The 13188-nt window shown below is 62.6% G+C and carries 18 protein-coding genes; 10 read left to right on the top strand and 8 right to left on the bottom strand.

What is annotated here, in order from left to right:
- Positions 1-204 precede the first annotated feature (204 nt).
- The 3 genes from ACH2EI_RS01805 to ACH2EI_RS01795 are packed head-to-tail and all read left to right on the top strand — an operon-like array spanning position 205 to position 2576.
- A complete protein-coding gene (locus tag ACH2EI_RS01805) occupies positions 205-1224 on the top strand; it encodes a hypothetical protein (protein ID WP_395158954.1) in 1020 nt (339 codons plus the stop codon).
- Positions 1225-1253: 29 nt separating this feature from the next.
- Positions 1254-1457: a hypothetical protein gene (locus tag ACH2EI_RS01800; protein ID WP_395156839.1), complete on the top strand. Its 204-nt coding sequence runs from the start codon at positions 1254-1256 to the stop codon at positions 1455-1457.
- Between the two features lie 3 nt (positions 1458-1460).
- The gene (locus tag ACH2EI_RS01795; RefSeq protein ID WP_395158952.1) at positions 1461-2576 is read left to right on the top strand and encodes a calcium/sodium antiporter; all 1116 of its coding nucleotides are present in this window, start codon (positions 1461-1463) and stop codon (positions 2574-2576) included.
- A 281-nt stretch (positions 2577-2857) separates the two neighbouring features.
- On the opposite strand, the gene ACH2EI_RS01790 is transcribed toward ACH2EI_RS01795, so the two are convergent.
- Positions 2858-3322, bottom strand: a complete 465-nt coding sequence (locus tag ACH2EI_RS01790) for an Lrp/AsnC family transcriptional regulator (protein ID WP_395156843.1) — start codon at positions 3320-3322, stop codon at positions 2858-2860.
- A gap of 58 nt (positions 3323-3380) precedes the next feature.
- Between ACH2EI_RS01790 and ACH2EI_RS01785 the strand changes: the two genes are divergently transcribed.
- The gene (locus ACH2EI_RS01785) at positions 3381-3833 is read left to right on the top strand and encodes a hypothetical protein (RefSeq protein ID WP_395156845.1); all 453 of its coding nucleotides are present in this window, start codon (positions 3381-3383) and stop codon (positions 3831-3833) included.
- A 236-nt stretch (positions 3834-4069) separates the two neighbouring features.
- Here ACH2EI_RS01785 and ACH2EI_RS01780 read toward each other — a convergent pair whose 3' ends face one another.
- Positions 4070-4546, bottom strand: coding sequence for a hypothetical protein (locus tag ACH2EI_RS01780; protein ID WP_395156847.1), 477 nt, complete (start codon positions 4544-4546; stop codon positions 4070-4072).
- Positions 4547-4570: 24 nt separating this feature from the next.
- Here ACH2EI_RS01780 and ACH2EI_RS01775 point away from each other — a divergent pair, with 24 nt between their 5' ends.
- On the top strand, positions 4571-5062 hold the full coding sequence (locus ACH2EI_RS01775) for a YdeI family protein (protein ID WP_395156849.1): 492 nt from the start codon (positions 4571-4573) through the stop codon (positions 5060-5062).
- 65 nt (positions 5063-5127) lie between these two features.
- Here the strand turns inward: ACH2EI_RS01775 and ACH2EI_RS01770 are convergent, their stop codons facing one another.
- A complete protein-coding gene (locus tag ACH2EI_RS01770; protein ID WP_395156851.1) occupies positions 5128-6711 on the bottom strand; it encodes an MFS transporter in 1584 nt (527 codons plus the stop codon).
- A 58-nt stretch (positions 6712-6769) separates the two neighbouring features.
- On the opposite strand from ACH2EI_RS01770, the gene ACH2EI_RS01765 reads away from it, so the two are divergent.
- Complete coding sequence (locus ACH2EI_RS01765; protein ID WP_395156853.1) at positions 6770-7351, top strand: TetR/AcrR family transcriptional regulator; 582 nt, start codon at positions 6770-6772, stop codon at positions 7349-7351.
- Between the two features lie 42 nt (positions 7352-7393).
- A complete protein-coding gene (locus ACH2EI_RS01760) occupies positions 7394-8071 on the top strand; it encodes a DUF2461 domain-containing protein (protein ID WP_395156855.1) in 678 nt (225 codons plus the stop codon).
- A gap of 124 nt (positions 8072-8195) precedes the next feature.
- Here the strand turns inward: ACH2EI_RS01760 and ACH2EI_RS01755 are convergent, their stop codons facing one another.
- The 3 genes from ACH2EI_RS01755 to ACH2EI_RS01745 form a co-directional block, all read right to left on the bottom strand.
- Positions 8196-8519, bottom strand: coding sequence for a type II toxin-antitoxin system RelE/ParE family toxin (locus ACH2EI_RS01755; protein WP_395156857.1), 324 nt, complete (start codon positions 8517-8519; stop codon positions 8196-8198).
- Positions 8516-8767: a type II toxin-antitoxin system ParD family antitoxin gene (locus tag ACH2EI_RS01750; RefSeq protein ID WP_395156859.1), complete on the bottom strand. Its 252-nt coding sequence runs from the start codon at positions 8765-8767 to the stop codon at positions 8516-8518. The genes ACH2EI_RS01755 and ACH2EI_RS01750 overlap by 4 nt, the downstream gene beginning before the upstream one ends.
- 159 nt (positions 8768-8926) lie before the next feature.
- Positions 8927-9472, bottom strand: a complete 546-nt coding sequence (locus tag ACH2EI_RS01745; protein ID WP_395156861.1) for a DinB family protein — start codon at positions 9470-9472, stop codon at positions 8927-8929.
- Between the two features lie 276 nt (positions 9473-9748).
- Here ACH2EI_RS01745 and ACH2EI_RS01740 point away from each other — a divergent pair, with 276 nt between their 5' ends.
- Positions 9749-10531 carry a hypothetical protein gene (locus tag ACH2EI_RS01740; RefSeq protein ID WP_395156863.1) on the top strand — a complete coding sequence of 261 codons (783 nt, stop codon included), beginning with the start codon at positions 9749-9751 and terminating at the stop codon, positions 10529-10531.
- A 10-nt stretch (positions 10532-10541) separates the two neighbouring features.
- Entirely contained in the window at positions 10542-10718 is a 177-nt protein-coding gene (locus ACH2EI_RS01735) for a hypothetical protein (protein WP_395156865.1), read from the top strand.
- Between the two features lie 125 nt (positions 10719-10843).
- Here the strand turns inward: ACH2EI_RS01735 and ACH2EI_RS01730 are convergent, their stop codons facing one another.
- Both ACH2EI_RS01730 and ACH2EI_RS01725 read right to left on the bottom strand, forming a co-directional pair.
- Complete coding sequence (locus ACH2EI_RS01730) at positions 10844-11545, bottom strand: hypothetical protein (protein WP_395156867.1); 702 nt, start codon at positions 11543-11545, stop codon at positions 10844-10846.
- 27 nt (positions 11546-11572) lie between these two features.
- The gene (locus tag ACH2EI_RS01725; RefSeq protein ID WP_395158950.1) at positions 11573-11812 is read right to left on the bottom strand and encodes a toll/interleukin-1 receptor domain-containing protein; all 240 of its coding nucleotides are present in this window, start codon (positions 11810-11812) and stop codon (positions 11573-11575) included.
- A 459-nt stretch (positions 11813-12271) separates the two neighbouring features.
- On the opposite strand from ACH2EI_RS01725, the gene ACH2EI_RS01720 reads away from it, so the two are divergent.
- Positions 12272-12493, top strand: a complete 222-nt coding sequence (locus tag ACH2EI_RS01720; RefSeq protein ID WP_395158948.1) for a helix-turn-helix domain-containing protein — start codon at positions 12272-12274, stop codon at positions 12491-12493.
- The last annotated feature ends 695 nt before the right edge of the window (positions 12494-13188 follow it).

Raw genomic sequence — 13188 nt, 5'->3', positions numbered from 1 at the left:
TGGGTCGAGGTCTGGAACGACGATCCCAAACCGTTCGTCTGGCACAAAACAGCCGACGAAATCCTCGAACGACTCGGCCGCTACTGCGCCGACGTCACCAACACCGAATTACCAGACGAAACACCGTGACAGGACACTAGCGGCACCGACGCAGCCGCCGCCGCTGTAATCACGCCCACTTCAAGCTCTGGAAGAAATCCCGACATGAACCGTGCAACCCTCAACGAACTCCAACGCCAACGCTCCTACCCGAGCATCACGATGCTGCTCAACACCACCCCCGGAATCACGCTCTCGCTCACTGAACTCGACACTGCCAGGCGCCTCGCCTGCCACATCGACAACCGCCTCGACGGCGATGTCTCCGACGCACTGCGCCTCAGCCTGATCACCCGCCTCACCCACGCCATCGACGAGCAAGCCGGCGAACCATCCAGCCATGCGCTCGCTCTTTTCGTCTCACCGGAGTACTCCGCCGCTGTCCGCCTCGCCCGGAGCATCGAGGAACGCGTCACGATCGACGACACCTTCACCACACGCGACCTCGTCGCCGTCTTCAACCGGACCGCCCTCTACCGCGTCATCACGATCAGCGAGCAGACCAGCCGCCTGTTCATCGGCGACCGCCAACGGCTCGTCGAACAACGCGACGACGCCTGGCCGCTCACCCGTAACGACGAACACACCCCCACTTGGGCCCGAGACCTCTCCGACCGCCTGCGTACCGAACACGCCACCGACCCGCTTCCTGTGGTCGTTGCTGGTGTCCAGCGCTCCGTCCGCAAGTTCGCACCGACCCTCACCGAAACCATCGGCGTCATCGCTGGCAACCACGACCGCACGAGCATCACCGAACTCCACCACGCCGCGTGGCCGATCGTCAACGACTGGCTGCGCACCGACGCAACCCGTGCGATTTGCCAACTCGACCTTGCGCGGTCCAACAAGCGTTACGCCGGCGGCATCCACGAAATTTGGCCCCTCACCCTCGATGGACGCGTCGCCACCCTCATCGTCGAAAGCGACTACACACTGCCGGCCTGCATCGACCACAACAACCAGCTCCACCCCGCGAATGACCCCGATCACCCTGATGTCAACGACGACATCATCGACGACACCATCGAAGCTGTTCTCCAGCACGGAGGCGCCAGCGTCATCGTCAACAGCAACAGCAACACCCTGATCGACCGCCAACGAATCGCCGCAATCCTGCGCTACTGACATCACCAACCAACGAAAAGAGCACCGCCATGAAGACCAGCCACCGAATCGCCGCCGCCCTCGTGACCGCCATTGCGCTCACCAGCTGCACCGGCGGCGCTGACACCAACGACGACATTGACCAGCCAGACATCACCACCGACACGAACGAAGAAGACGATGACGGACCCGACACCAGCGTTGAAGACAGCGAGACCGACCCCGACGGGGAAGACGACGAAATCGAAGACTGAGCAATGAACGCGCTCACCATCATCTCGCTAGTTATTGGTCTGGTCTGCCTCGTCGGCGGCGCCGAACTCCTGGTGAAGGGCGCGGCGACGATCGCGTCAAAGCTCGGCATCGCTCCGGTGATCATCGGGCTCACCGTGGTCGCGTTCGGTACCAGCGCCCCCGAACTCGCAGTCAGCGTGTCCGCCGCGCTCGGCGGCAACGCCGACGTCGCGCTCGGCAACGTCGTCGGCAGCAACATCGGCAACATCTTGTTGATCCTCGGCGCGTCCGCGGTGGTCGGTGGCCTGGCGGTGCAGCAACGCATCATTCGCTTTGACATCCCTTTGCTGATCGTGGTGTCGGTGGTCGCGTTGCTGATGTCGCTGGACAACAACATCGGCCGCATCGACGGCATCATCTTGTTCGCCGGCGTGCTCGCGTACACCGGCTGGCTCATCCGCCAAGCCCGAGGCGAGCGCGAAGACATCGTCGAGGAGTACACCGAATCGGTGGAGACGTTGGAAGGCGTCGCAGTCGAACGCCCGCTGTGGTTCAACGTGATGCTGGTTATGGCGGGTCTCGTCGTGCTCGTGGTCGGTTCACAGTTGCTGGTGAACTCGGCGACTGACATCGCCGAGGCGGCAGGGATCAGCGATCTCGTCATCGGGTTGACGGTGGTGGCGATCGGCACGTCGCTTCCCGAACTAGCGACGTCCATGTTGGCAGCAATGCGCGGCCAGCGCGATATTGCTGTTGGCAACGTGATCGGATCGAACCTGTTCAACCTGATGTCGGTGCTGGGGCTCAGCTCGATCGTGTCGAGCAACGGCATCGCTGTGAGTGATGTTTCACTGCGTCTCGACTTCCCGGTGATGCTCGTCGCCACGATCGTGCTCGTGCCGATCGTCTGGAACGGCTTCGAGATCAAACGATGGGAAGGGTTCGTCCTCATCGCGTTCTATCTCGTTTACGTCACGTATCTGGTGCTCGACGCGAACGATTCTGACGCGACCGGTGTCGTCTGGCCGGCAGCGCTGATCGTGGCGCCGCTGATGATCTTGACGTTCGCGGTCACCGGATTCCAGGGGTGGCGCCGCCACCGTGCGAACTCAGGCAGCAACGTCAGTTCGGCGACGTGACCACACGAACCAAACGATCGTCACGACGATGCCACCGTGCGAATCAACCCCGGGAACCCTCGCCAAGGCGGGCTGCAACCACTTATAACAACGGACTCCCGGCACCGGTCAGACCGCTCCAGAACGGTACGTCGGTGCTCGGACAGGCACTCGATAACGCTCGCCGCCCCACCGGATGCCACGCAGGCGACGAGGCCGATCGTCGTGCCGGATCACGAGCGGGGCGCTGGCGGCTCGTGCTCGATGTTCTGATCGCCCGTAGTCCGTGGAGTTGGACCGCCTCAGGGTGTCGCTGGGTCGACAGCAAGGCTTCGGAGTACGATTCGCGTTTCAACTTCAGCAACTCCGCCCTCGCGCTTCATCGCCATCAGAACGTCGTCGAGTTCGGTAGTAGTCGTACAACGCAGCCGAAGCATGTAGTCGTGGGGGCCGGTGAGGTGAACCGCCTCGACGATCGACGGCTGATCGTGGATCCATGACTCGATCGATGATCGGTCCGAGCTTGGCTCGGCTTTAATTCCGACCATGGCGTCGACGGGGCGAACGAGCACGCTCGGGGCCACCTCGGCGTGGTACCCGAGAATCGCACCGATTCGTTCGAGTCGACGGAGTCGCTCTGAAGTTGCGCTTGTCGATAACGCAGTGATCTCTGCTAGCTCCTTCACCGACATGCGTCCCGATTGTTGAACCGTTCGAAGGATCGTCCGGTCGATATGATCGATGACAGGATCATCGTCGGTTGCCATGCCGTTGATCTTGACAGAACGGGCCCACCGACGGCGATTGTTCATACGCGATGGTCGCATGATCGATGCCCAAACCCAGCAGACGTTCGACGCGTTCTGCGATCTCACCCTGCCGAAGTCCGACTGGACCCATGGGGCCCACCTTCGTGTCTGTTGGGCGGCCCTCACGACAACCCGAGATCCCGCCGCAACAGTCGAGCTACTCCGACAGACAATCAGGGCCTACAACACTGCGACCGGCGTCGAGAACACTGCGACCTCGGGATACCACGAGACGCTGACCCAGTACTTCGTTGGCGCAGTGGCGAGTCTGAGCCCGACGAGCATTCTGGAAGTGGTTGGTTCATCTCGCTGCAGCACCCAGGCGCCGCTTCGCCACTGGAGTCGCACACTGCTGTTCAGCCCGAAGGCTCGGGCAACGTGGATCGAACCCGACGAAACTCCACTGCCCTGGCCGCCAGCTAAGGCGCTCAGAACATCATCGAATCAGCCGCCACGGGAGCACTCCTGATCGTCACGTCCGCGCTCGGGTAGGCACTCGAGAACGTGCGGCCTCGGCGTCCAACAACGGTCGCACCCGCTCATCGCGGCGAGTCGGGTCCCGAGTCGGTCGGGCGTACCCGCTCGGAACGTGTCGACGATCGGTTGGAGCCGAGATGCGCTGAGGGTGCCCCTTCGCTGCTGGTCGGACGTGTCACAGGTGGGGGGGGGTGGCGTGGATTTCAGGTCGTAGGGCGATGGCTCGATCTACAGGCTCGACGCTGCTCGCTCCGTCGGTGACGGTGAAGATGTAGAGGTGACGATTTCCGATGTCGATGCGTGGCTGGCTCGGACGGCGAATCCGAAGCGCGACGTGATTGCAGCTGTGCGGGCGGTCGGTCTGAGCGACGAGCGGATGGATGAGGCGGTCAAGTACCGAGCGCCCGCCTTCCTGCACGGCGGGATCATGGCTACTTCCACTGGAACGCCAAGGAGTTCGCCGGCCTGGTCTTCCAGAAGGATTCGGATATCCCCGGAGAGTTCGAACGACTCGAGGGTGACGGTCTGTAGCGCATGATGCGATTCGTCGACATCGAATCGGTTGAAGCGGGCCGGGGCCATCTGCTCGACATCGTCGACTCGTGGTGTTCGGCGCGCTGATCGCTGATGGTGCGTACCGAGAACTTCGACCGGGTGCAGGTGGAGTCGTCTGCGGATCTGCGCAGGTGGCTCCTCGATCATCACGGACGAGATGACAGCGTGTGGCTCGTGACGTTCCTGAAGGCGCCGGCCGGATCGCCGCATGAAGCGAAGTACGTGAGCCGGGACGAGGTGCTCGACGGGTTGGTCAGTTTCGGGTGGATCGACGGGATTCGTCGCAAGCTCGACGACGAACGCACGATGCAGTTGATCGGGCCACGCCGCGTTCAGCACTGGTCCAAGACGTACAAGGACCGAGCCGCCGCCCTGATCGCTGATGGGCGGATGCACGATAATGGGATGGCTGCGATCGAGTCGTCGAAACAGAACGGGCTCTGGGATTTGATGGACGACGTCGACGCACTCATTGCACCTGACGACCTTCTCGCCGCCCTCGATGCGAACGAGCCAGCGCGACGGCACTACGAGGCGTTCCCGCCCTCGACGAAGCGCAACACGCTGCGGTGGATCAAGCTCGCCAAGACCGAAGCGACTCGTTCGAAGCGGATCGCCACCACCGCACAGCTCGCCGCGGAGAACCGCCGCGTTCCGAACGCCTGACGATCACGCTTCAACCCGCTGCACCGTGCCCGAACGCGAAGTGTGCGGGGTGGACGAGCCGATTCTCAGTCGAGCGGCGTCGCCAAGGTGGTTTCGTCGGCTGTGGCGTCGGTTGTCGAGCTGATCGCCTTCGGTGTCCGGATCGCCACGTAGATCGCGCCGACCACCGCGACCCCAGCAGCGACCAGCATGGCCTGGGCGAAGCCGTCGGCGATGCCGAGGCGGACGGTGTCGACGATGGATCCGGCGAGCTGTTGATCCCCGCTCGCTGCGGTTTCGCCCGCAATCGCGAGGCCGGCTCCTGCCGAGTCGGAGATCGGTTCGACGAGTGCCGCAGGGAGTGCGTCACTCGACTCGACTGAATTGCGGTAGCCGACGGTGAGGAACGATCCGACCACGGCGATGCCGAGTGCTCCGCCGAGTTCGCGGGTCACGTCGTTCATCGCCGATGCCACACCCTGCTTGTTCGCGGGCAGTGCTTCGACGATTGCTTCGGTGGCAGGTGGAGCGGCGAGTCCGAACCCGAAACCGAAGACGAGGACCGCAATGGCGAACAGCCAGTAGCTGGAGTCGACGCCGACGAAGGAGAACATCGCGGCACCGGCGCCGAGGATGGCGAGGCCGGCCCCGCCGACGGGTCCGCGGCCGAAGGTGCCGATGAGCTTGGGTGCGAGCCCGGACGCCAGCGGGATCGTGACACCGAGCGGCAGGAGCCCGAGTCCGATGAGCAGCGGCGAGTAGTCGAACACGAACGCCAGGAACTGCGACGCCGTGAAGAAGAAGCCGAAGGCGGCGATGAACTGGAGGAAGATCGACACCGATCCGGTCGAGAAGCCGGCCAGTTTGAAGAGTCGGACATCGAGCAGCGGCTTGTCGGTGTGCAGCTCCCAGACGACGAAACCGACGATACCGACGATGCCGACGGCGAGTCCGCCGAGCACGAGCGGGTCGGTCCATCCCTTGAGTGGACCTTCGATGATGCCCAGTGTGATCGCACCGATACCGACCAGCGACGCGAGCGAACCGACCGGATCGAGGTTCGATTCCGATGGATCCGAGGTCTCGGGCACGAACACCAGCGTCATCGCAGCGATCGCCGCGGCGACGATCGCGGTGCCGACGAAGATCGAACCGAACCAGAACGCCTCGATCAGCGCGCCGGCACCGACCGAGCCGATCGTGCCGCCGATGCTGGCGCTCACGGTCCACGCAGCGATTGCTTGGGTCTTCTTCTCCGCCGGGATCACGTTGGTGATCGTCGAGAGCGTCCCGGGGAAGATCAGCGCCGCGCCGACACCCGAGACACCGCGCAGGGCGACGATGGTCCAGATGTCGTTGCTCAGCGAAGTGGCGAGCGATGACACGACGAGGATCGCCCAGCCGATCATCATCAGTTTCTTGCGGCCGAACTTGTCCCCGAGTGCCCCGGCCGGGAGCAGCAGTGCGGCCAGCACGATCGCATAGGAATCGATGATCCACTGCAGCTCGCTCTGCGACGCCTGGAGCTCTTGGCCGATCGTCGGGATCGCGACCGTCAGTCCGGCGACGCCGGCGATGACGAGCACCACACTCAAGCACATCGTCGCGATGGTGAGCGTGGGGTTGGAGGAGGCCGGTTCTGGTGGTTCGATGGTGGATCTTCGTGACATAGTGTTCGTATTGGAACAGATTGTTCCAGAACTGTCGAGTTCACCGAGGAATTTCTGTATGACTCCTGCCAGCCCGACGGAGCGACCCGACGATCGCCGAGTGCAACGCACACAGGCCGCGATCGCTGAGTCAGTGCGCGTTCTCTTTGCCGACGAGGGCTGGGATGCGGTCACCCATCAGCGCGTCGCCGAGCATGCGGGGTACGGCCGCAACACGGTGTACCGCCATTTCCCGGATCGGACTGCGCTGCTCGCTCACGGAGGCAACTTCGGAGATGTGCACCACGCGCCGATCACCGGCGACCTCCGTGCGGATCTCGTCGCCGAACTGAAATCGTTTCGCCGAGAACTGTTCGACGGAATCGTCGGGCGCATCATCGCTGCCATGGTCGAGCGCGCCGACCGGGACCCCGAGATCGAACCGATGCGCGACCAACTCGTCGCCGCTGGATCTCGTCAGACGGCGACGCTCGTCGAGCAGGCGATTGCTGACGGACGGATGAGCGCCGACATCAGCGTCGCCGATCACGTCGCCAACCTCTGCGGCCCACTCGTCTTCGCCCGCCTTTGTCAAAGCCGTCGGCCCGACGACTCTGCGATCGAACACCTCGTCGACCAACACCTCGCCTCCACGGACTGAACAGCAACTCGACCCCGATCACCTCCCGAGAAAGACAACAGAATGACCAAGAATGGCAACGGATTCACCGCACGAAGCTTCGATCTGCTCGATGCACTCGCCCACGACAACAGCAAGGACTGGTTCGACGCGCATCGCGCCGACTTCGACGAGTACGTCCGCGAACCGTTTGCTGCGTTCCTCGAAGCACTCACCGAGCAACTGTCGGGCAGCGACATCGCCCTCCAAGGCAGTGCTGCGACGATGTTCCGCCAAGCACGCGACGTGCGATTCAGCGACGACAAGCGGCCGTACTCGGAGTTGGTGTCGGGACTACTCACCGAGACAGGCGACAAGAACGAAGCCGGACGACTCGCCTACCTCGAACTCGATGCCGACGGTGGACGAATCGGTGGAGGCATGCACCGCCCGAAAGCGAAAGATCTCGCACCCGTCCGCCAACGGATGATCGACGAACCCGATGCGTTCCAGTCAGTACTCGACACACTCCACGACGCCGACACCGACTTCGAACACGGCGACGCCGTGGAAACCATGCCTCGCGGCTTCTCCGATCACAGCGACCACCGATACGCGGACATCATCCGACTGAAGCAGCTGTTAGCAATGCGCCCCATCCCCAAGACGGCATGGCTCGATGACACGGCGGCGGACCGAGCAGTCGAAGCCATCCACGCCCTCGCTGCGTTCTACGAGTTCATCGAGGCCGCCCATCGCTGACCTCGACGTCCACTCGAAGACGCAACACCGGCGCCCACCGGCCAACAGCGGGTGTCAACCAAGCCGATCAGAATAACATCGCTCCAACCGCCGCCAACCCGCTCGATAGCGGCACGTGCGATCGCTACTCCGGCGCGATATCAGCGAGGGCATCTGCGATGTCCTGTGCGTCGGCGAGCAGGCGGACGACATCAACGCGCTCGCCGCCGGCAAAGTAGAACCAGCCGCACGGGAAGTTCGGAACGCCCCGGACACGCAGCCCATCGATGCCGCACAACTCGCCGACCCGCGGCGACCCCGCACCGGGCATCCGTCCGATCGCATCCAGCGCACGGATTGCCGTGTCGAAGAATCGTTCGGCGACGGCCGCGCCGCCCTCATCTCGGTAGTACTGGGTTCGTTCGACGAGATCCACTTCGGCTTGCGGCCGAAGGATCGGGCGGGTCACGCGTCAGCGCCGAGTGCTCGCTCGCGCAGTTCTGCAATCACGTCGTCAGTTGCTTCGCGACCCTCGCCCGATGCGAGTCCATCAGCAATGAGACTGCGGAGGCGCTGAGCTGCCTGGTCGTGCTGGTCGCGGCGAATCAGCTCTCGCAGGTATTCACTCGTGTTGCCGTAGCTGCCGTCGCTGACACGTGCGTCGATGTAGTCGCGCATGTTCTCAGGGAGGGCAAAACTCATCGTGTTCCGGCTCATGACCCCAGTGTGCTCGCACTATCAACTGTTGTCAACGCCGCTCGATAATCGCGGCCAATCTCAACCACAGAAACCGATCAGATCGGCACGTACGCGATCGGGCAGGTGCGCAAGAACGTGCGCCACAAGGTGCTGTTTCTCGTTGCTGTCGATCCGACGTCATCGCTCCGAAACGTCCTTCGCAATCCGCCGGAGCATGCACATCTCCGACAAGTTCTTGACCAGCTCCATCGAGGCCCATCCAAGCGTGTGAACGAAAGGCCGACCGTCGGTGTATGGGAACCTGCTCAGATCACCCGAGCCGAGGTCGTCATCGTCAAGCCCACTCGCGAACAGCATCAACTCAGCCCAGAGCTCACGGATGGTTGCGACTGAAGACCCGGGACCTGGCCACTCGATGGACTCCGGCGCTGGAATCTCCCGGCCGTGAGCATGGCCGAGCAGAACCGAAAGCCACCAGATCGGATGCCACATCGTCCACGCCAACGATGGAGTCGGGAGGTCGGGAGGCTCGTCGGCAAGCTCACCAACGAACCGCCCATCCACTTCGTGCACGGTCCAACTCTGATCGCTGACTCGCCAGAGACATTCCTCGAGGGTCACATCCGCCAGCACCTCGTCGGCCAGCTCGAACATGACCAGGGCCTGCCGGTCCAAGACTGTGCGGACGTCGGAGTCAGTTGGGGTCGGGAGCTTGACGGCCACGGATGAAGATTAGTCGTGCTCCATTCGACGTTCGATTGCTCCGCAACGATCCGATGGAAACCGATCAGAACAACACCGGCGCCCTCGCTGCCGCACCGCTCCGTACCGGCACGTACGATTGGTCAAGCCCGCTCAGAATTTGCGAGGCGGCGCACACGCGCCCGTGGTGCGGGTCCCATCACGCCAGGTGGCCGTCAGGCGACCAGCTTTCGTGCCTCCGATCTGCTATCTGAAAGTCGGCCCATGCAGAACGCTTGGGGGGTACCGTTCGAGGGCGTGGAACTCATCGACAGCGACGGCAGGCGGGCACTGGCATACCTAGCCGCGCTCGAGCGGTCGGGCCACTACCCAACTCTCCCACAGCTTGAGGCATACGTCGCCAAGCCGCACCGTTCGTCGAACAGTCCGTTCGGAGTGTCAGCCCTTTCGATGTTGCAGGTCTTTCGCGGTGTTGACGAAGCGCTGGTCGACTACCTCCTCCGGCTCGACTGGGTGACCTTCTCACCGGACGGCGTCAAGCTGACGAGTCTCGGCAGGGCGATTCACACGGCTGCAGACCGAGAGGAACGCACCGGGGAGGAGTCCACCGATGTTGTCCTCGACCGTGACGATCCCGTCGTGCTTGCAAAGCTGTTCCGCGAGCTTGGCGAAGTAGGTGAGGCGCTCCTTGTCGATCCGTACTTTCGGATCGACCACCTGATGAGCGTCCTGCAGGCGACCGAGGTCAATCGGATCTTGACCAGCCGAAAGGTCTCCAACGCTGACATCAACGCGCTTGCTATCGCTCTCGGAACTCTCGGATCCGACGCTCGCCAGGTTGAAGTCAAAGTCGCCGACAGATCGCTTCACGATCGCCATGTCATCGGCGTGGACGGCACCGTCCTTCTTCTTGGCGCCTCGCTCAACGGAGTAGGCACAGTGACGAGCGTCGTCGTCAAGATGGCGGACAGCGCAGAAGCGATTGCGGCTAACTGTGAGTTGATGTGGGATAGAGCAGATCCGCTGGAGCCGATCGCGCCCACCATCCGAGAAGGCCAACAACCGGACGCGGGGACGTAGAGCCAGCGCAATGATCGCCGTCGAACCGGTGGCGACCGGCCGCATCGGCACTCCTATCGACGGAATCGTCCGGTCTGACGAGCCGTCCGATATCGGCACGTCAGCGCTCGGCCTAGCGTGCCAGATCGTGCGGTTGGCTGGCCAGGTCGGTGGTCTTTCGTCGCCTTGGCGATTATCGCTCGCTTGATCAGGTTGTTCGCTCTGCGGCGGATGTCCGCATCGTTGACGAACTCCCGTAGGAGATCTGAACGGTCCGCGAACCCGGCCTCGAATCACACCCCGCTGCAGCCAACGTAGCCCAACGATAGGACCTCAGCCCCGGAGAGCTCGGCGCGCAAGTGCGCTCACATTGCCGATGAGGAAAGTTCGATTGGCCATCTGGCTGACCGAAATCAGGCCATCGCTCTCAAGCTGCCGAGCGATCGCCCGCACGGTGAATTCATGGAGTCCGATCTCAGCTGGGTCAAGACGACGAACGCCGTCATTGATGATCAGTGAAAGGACCCGCCGCCGAACCTCGAGGAGATCCAACCCAGCCTGCTCCTCCGCTCGGAGCCAAACATGGTCGGGCAACGGATTGATCCTCCACCGCTTGCGTCCTGCCCTCGGTGTGGCGTCGAGCAGGTTCTCGGCCACAAGCGCTTCGATACTCTCAACGAACGCTTCAGCACTTACACCAGCTGCCTCCGCAGCAGCTTGAATCCCGTTCGACATCAAGACGGTGGACAGACCATCCTTTTTCCATTCCTCGACAACGAGGCGGAACACAAGGTCGTCCACGGTGTCGGTCGCAAAAGCCGTGGACTGAGTCGATGAGAACTCAGGCGGGGGTCCCAACGCAGGTCTTCGAGAGCCCCCATAGACGACTCGCACCACTTCATCGACAACACCACCGATTGCCAATTCGTCCACAGACAGCCAGAGCAAATGCTGGACCGCTGCTGGAATATCCACGTCCGCGTCGAGCACAACCGGGATGAGTCGGACGACTCCACCGGAGTTAATTCTGCGCACGACCGCAGCATCGAGTTCCTCACGAACTCACGGCTTGGAGACACTTGCGTGAGGGAGCACGATGACAAAGGCCTTTGCCGCAGCGATCCCACACTCGAAGATGCGCTCTACCAGAGAGTCGCCTGCTTGCATCTCCCATCGGTCGAACCACGCATCGACCCCTTTGTACCGAAGCTGGGTCGCGAACTCCTCGACGAATCTCCCTTTGTCCTCGCTGGCATGGCTGATGAAGACTTGAGGAAATTCGGGAGTGGCATCGGTGATCATCGCTCGTAAGTGTCGCAGGTCGAACGAGTCTCTCGACTCTTCGGAGAATCTGCTGTTGAACCGACCGACTGGACGCCGCTGCTAAGGGGTTTCATGGGTCCCGAACCGCCCGATAACGACGCCGACCGACTTCGGTCGGCACTGTTGCATTGAGCCATCGCGAGGTGTTAGCGGAGTCGGCCACAGGTCGCGGCACCTCGCTGGTCACCCTAATTTGCCCTGTTCAGGAGACAGAGATGTGCGTCACAAGACGATCGCGCCGGCCGCACGAACCACACGCGATCCCTTAATGCAACAGTGCCCTACCGGGTCCCCTTCACGCTTCTTTCGCGTGGAGCTTCCCGCTGGCATCGATCGCGAGAGGATCTCCAAGGAAGCAGTGAAACGACTTGCCGGTTTCACCCCCATTGGTTGAGGAGTCATGCCCGCCGGGCTGGCCGAGCAGTCGGGGTAGTCACCATGAGCGAGCAAGACGACAAGATGAATCCATCCGGGCGACCATCAGCATGCTGGGTTCGAATCGAAGCCGCCGCCGAGTGGCTCGGCCTCGGAGTACGGTTCCTGCGACGGCCCGTGGCCGAGAAACGCATCCCCTATTCGAAGGTCGGCAAGTACCTGCTCTTCGATCTCAACGAACTCGATGACTGGGTCCGGAGTCAACACATCGACTCGCTCAGCTGACGATCAGTCGTCAGATCCGGTGACCGCCCGCGCTGGAGCGGTGTGACCGGCAATGCTCCTCTGAGGCCTGTTTGGCCGTGAAGCCAAATTTTTGTAGGCACGAGTCTCATTTGGTCAGGGGTCGTTGCGTCCGAATGGTCTGTCGGCTGGTGTCGAGGTTGTCGTGGACCAGCAGCCGGGCAGCGCGGGGACGGACTGCCATCACGCATCTAGCGTCGGCGGGCCCTGCGCCCTCTGTTACCGGCGTGCTTGTCCATCGGGTGGTGAGCTGGTTCCGTCGTAGCTGCAGTGTCGTGTTTCTCAAGTCGGTGAAACCGCTTGGACCTCCCCGTCAAGAATGATGAGCTTGGACTGGAGTCGTCGGGCGTGCACCCCATTCTCGAACCCATATCCGCAGTCAGCCTGGAGCGTGCGGCCCGTGCCATTGGCGTGCCAGTAAGGGAGGGCAACAGCGGTCAATGCCGGTGAACAGCGTGTTGCTCAGGATCGGGATCATCCCAGCGTAATGGCTATATGCAGGTGTTATACGGGTCTGCGTGGCCTGCTTTGCAAGCAAGATGTCGTGGGTTCGATTCCCATCGTCTCCACCAAAGCCCCTGGTAGCAGCGCTGCCGGGGGCTTTTTTGGTCCCGGGGCGATCCCGGCGTGCCACTATCGTGCCAGTAGCAACGGGCGACAGAGGAGATTCACATGGC

The sequence above is a fragment of the Ilumatobacter sp. genome (assembly GCF_041688325.1).
Taxonomy (GTDB): Bacteria; Actinomycetota; Acidimicrobiia; order Acidimicrobiales; family Ilumatobacteraceae; genus Ilumatobacter_A.
The sequence above is the reverse complement of the archived record's forward strand: the minus strand, read 5'-3'. Positions and strand labels throughout refer to the sequence as shown.